At 67.8% G+C, this 3,499-nt stretch carries 3 protein-coding genes and 1 pseudogene; 1 reads left to right on the top strand and 3 read right to left on the bottom strand.

The genetic code is table 11. The features are described 5' to 3' along the window. Window positions 1-179 precede the first annotated feature (179 nt). A complete protein-coding gene (locus tag ACXJKH_RS16965) occupies window positions 180-623 on the bottom strand; it encodes a carboxymuconolactone decarboxylase family protein (RefSeq protein ID WP_457321075.1) in 444 nt (147 codons plus the stop codon). 36 nt (window positions 624-659) lie between these two features. Continuing rightward, the gene (locus tag ACXJKH_RS16970; protein WP_457321077.1) at window positions 660-1,556 is read right to left on the bottom strand and encodes an RNA polymerase sigma-70 factor; all 897 of its coding nucleotides are present in this window, start codon (window positions 1,554-1,556) and stop codon (window positions 660-662) included. A gap of 156 nt (window positions 1,557-1,712) precedes the next feature. Here ACXJKH_RS16970 and ACXJKH_RS16975 point away from each other — a divergent pair, with 156 nt between their 5' ends. Further along, window positions 1,713-3,230 carry a fumarate hydratase gene (locus ACXJKH_RS16975; RefSeq protein ID WP_457321079.1) on the top strand — a complete coding sequence of 506 codons (1,518 nt, stop codon included), beginning with the start codon at window positions 1,713-1,715 and terminating at the stop codon, window positions 3,228-3,230. Between the two features lie 69 nt (window positions 3,231-3,299). On the opposite strand, the pseudogene ACXJKH_RS16980 reads toward ACXJKH_RS16975, so the two are convergent. Beyond that, window positions 3,300-3,499: pseudogene (locus ACXJKH_RS16980) on the bottom strand (LysE family translocator); the annotation flags it as partial.

A 3,499-nucleotide genomic window follows, 5' to 3' on the forward strand; every position in this document is an offset into this window, starting at 1 on the left:
GTGGTTGGATGTTCGTGGAGCCGGCCAGCGGCCGGCACTACCGGGCGGGGTGGGTGTACGGAGAGCCGGCCAGCGGCCGGCACTACCGGGCGGGTGGGTGTACGGAGAGCCGGCCAGCGGCCGGCGCTACCGGGCGGGATGGGTGTACGGAGAGCCGGCCAGCGGCCGGCACTACCGGGTTACGGCAGCGGCGGCAGCAGCCCGGCGCCCAGCCGGTTCCAGGCATTGATCACGGCCACGCCCACGCTCAGGTCGCTGATGCCTTTTTCATCGAAGTGCGGCGCCAGCGCATCGAACGCAGCGTCCGAGGGCGCGCYGTCGGGCAGCCGCGTCAGCGCCTCGGCCCAGCCCAGCGCGGCGCGTTCGCGCGCATCGAAGAAACGGCTTTCGTGCCACGCCGGCAGCGTATCGAGCTTGCGCGGCTCGATCTCGCCCTTGCGCAATGCCGTGCCATGCATATCCATGCAGTAACCACAGCCGTTGATCTGCGAGACGCGTAGGAACACAAGCTCCATCAGCGTCGGATCGATCGAGCTGTCATGCACGGCCTTGCTGGTGGCCAGCAGGCCTTTGATGGCCTCGTTGGCCAGACGGAAATACGGAACGCGGGGCGAAGTGGACATCGGGCGACTCCATGACGGCCACATCGGCCGTCTTCATCAGGAGGACGCGCCCACATCGCCGGCTGTGACAAGCGCGGTCAGTTTTTCCGGATTGAGCACGCTCAGCACCTGCGCAATGCGCTCGCCATCGATGCTGACCAGGGTGATCGAGTGCAGCTGCGCACCCTGGAAACGCAGGATGGCCGGCTCGCCGTTGACGTAGCCGATCCGTGCCGGATGCGCGCCGTTGCGCCGGGCGATGGCCCAGTAGAGCTGCGCGATGCGCTCGGCGCCGAGCAGTGGTCGGATCGCCGCGGTGACCCGACCACCACCGTCGGACACCATCGCCGCATTGGCGTGCAGCAGCGACAGGATCGCGGCCTGGTCGCCACGCTGGGAGGCATCCATGAAGCGGGTCAGCAGATCGCGGTGCTGCGCGGGCGAGGCATCGAAGCGTGGCTTGCCGGCCTGCAGCCGCTGGCGCGCGCGATGCACCAGCTGGCGGCAATTGGCCGGGCTGTGGTCCAGCAGCGGGGCGATCTCGGGGTAGTCGTAGTCGAACACGTCCTTGAGCAGGAACGCGGCGCGCTCGTCCGGTTTCAGCTGCTCCAGCAGGGCAAGGAAGGCCACCGAGACCTCGTCGGCCCGCGCGTGCCGCTGCGCCGGGTCGTGCAGCGGATCGGGATCGAGCGCGATTTCCAGCGGTTCGGGGAGCCACGGCCCCACGTACTGAATCCGGGCATTGCGTACGGCGCGCAGCCGGTCCAGCCCCAGCCGCGTGGTGGCGGTGACCAGCCAGCCCTCCGGGTCGCGGACCGCGGCGGTGTCGGCGCCCTGCCAGCGCAGCCAGGCGTCCTGGACGATGTCCTCGGCGTCGCTGCGGCTGCCCAGCAGGCGGTAGGCCAGGGCGAACAGGCGGGGGCGGTGGGTCTGGAAGATATCGGTCGGGGTCATGCCGGGAGGACGCCGCAGGGCGGGCCGCTGTGACAGGGGGCTGGGCGACCACTGTGCACCAGATGCCGTGGCCGCGAGCGATTCTCAACGCGGCCGGGCCGTAGTTGTTAAAATCGGCGGTTCAACCCCCGCCAGCCTCCAGCAAGCGAGCAAGTCGTGACATCGATCAAGCAGGAAGACCTCATCCAGTCCATCGCCGACGCGCTGCAGTACATCTCGTACTACCACCCGGTCGATTACATCAAGAGCCTGGGCGCCGCCTACGAGCGCGAGGAATCGCCGGCCGCGAAGGAAGCGATGGCCCAGATCCTGATCAATTCCCGCATGTGCGCCGAAGGCCACCGGCCGATCTGCCAGGACACCGGCATCGTCACCGTGTTCCTGGAAATCGGCATGAACGTGCGTTGGGACGATGCCACGATGGGCGTGGAAGACATGGCCAACGAGGGCGTGCGCCGCGCCTACAACTACCCGGACAACAAGCTGCGCGCCTCGGTGCTGGCCGATCCGGCCGGCAAGCGCATCAACACCAAGGACAACACCCCGGGCGTGGTCAACGTCAAGGTCGTGCCGGGCGACACCGTGGAGGTGATCGTCGCCGCCAAGGGCGGTGGGTCGGAAGCCAAGAGCAAGTTCGCCATGCTCAATCCGTCCGACTCGATCGTGGACTGGGTGCTCAAGACCGTGCCGACCATGGGCGCCGGCTGGTGCCCGCCGGGCATGCTCGGCATCGGCATCGGCGGCACCGCTGAAAAGGCGATGCTGCTGGCCAAGGAATCGCTGATGGAGCCGATCGACATCAACGAGCTGAAGGCCCGAGGCGCGTCCAATCGTGCCGAAGAACTGCGCCTGGAGCTGTTCGACAAGGTCAACGCGCTGGGCATCGGTGCGCAGGGCCTGGGCGGCTTGACCACCGTGCTGGACATCAAGGTGAAGGACTTCCCGACCCACGCGGCCAACCTGCCGGTGGCGATGATCCCCAACTGCGCGGCCACCCGCCATGCGCACTTCACCCTGGACGGCAGYGGCCCGGTGATGCTCGATCCGCCGTCGCTGGAAGACTGGCCGCAGATCACCTACGACGCCTCCAAGGGCACCCGCGTCGATCTGGACACCATCACCCCGGAAGACGTCGCCAGCTGGAARCCCGGCCAGACCCTGCTGCTCAACGGCAAGMTGCTGACCGGCCGYGACGCMGCGCACAAGCGCATGGTGGACATGCTCAATAAGGGCGAGCCGCTGCCGGTCGACCTCAAGGGCCGTTTCATCTACTACGTCGGCCCGGTCGATCCGGTGCGCGATGAAGTAGTGGGTCCGGCCGGTCCGACCACCGCCACCCGCATGGACAAGTTCACCCGCCAGGTATTGGAGCAGACCGGCCTGCTGGGCATGGTCGGCAAGGCCGAGCGTGGCCCGGCGGCGATCGAGGCGATCCGGGACAACAAATCGGCCTACCTGATGGCGGTCGGTGGTTCGGCCTACCTGGTGTCCAAGGCGATCAAGGCCGCCAAGGTGGTCGGCTTTGCCGACCTGGGCATGGAAGCCATCTACGAGTTCACCGTGCAGGACATGCCGGTGACCGTGGCGGTGGATTCCACCGGCGAATCGGTGCACATCACCGGCCCGCGCGAATGGCAGGCCCGCATCGGCAAGATCCCGGTGGTGGTGGCCTGACCCGGTAGATATCGACCGCTGGTCGGTATCGCATCAAAAAAAGACGGCGCCGCAAGGCGCCGTTCTTCGTTACCGCCGTGCGTCCACCAGCATCCGCACCGCCAGCGCGCCCAGCACCGTGCCCATCAGCCCGCGCTGCACTGCCTGCCAGCGCGGACGACGCGCCAGGAACGCGGCGATGCTGCCGGCGGCCAGCACGATCAATGCATTGACGCTGACGCTGGTGGCGATCTGCACCAGCCCCAGCGCCACCGATTGCGCCATCACGC

This window comes from Stenotrophomonas sp. P5_B8, assembly GCF_054049855.1.

Bases quoted from the DNA above. Each gene is read 5' to 3' on its own strand.
- ACXJKH_RS16970 (WP_457321077.1), bottom strand. From the start codon at position 1,556: ATGACCCCGACCGATATCTTCCAGACCCACCGCCCCCGCCTGTTCGCC.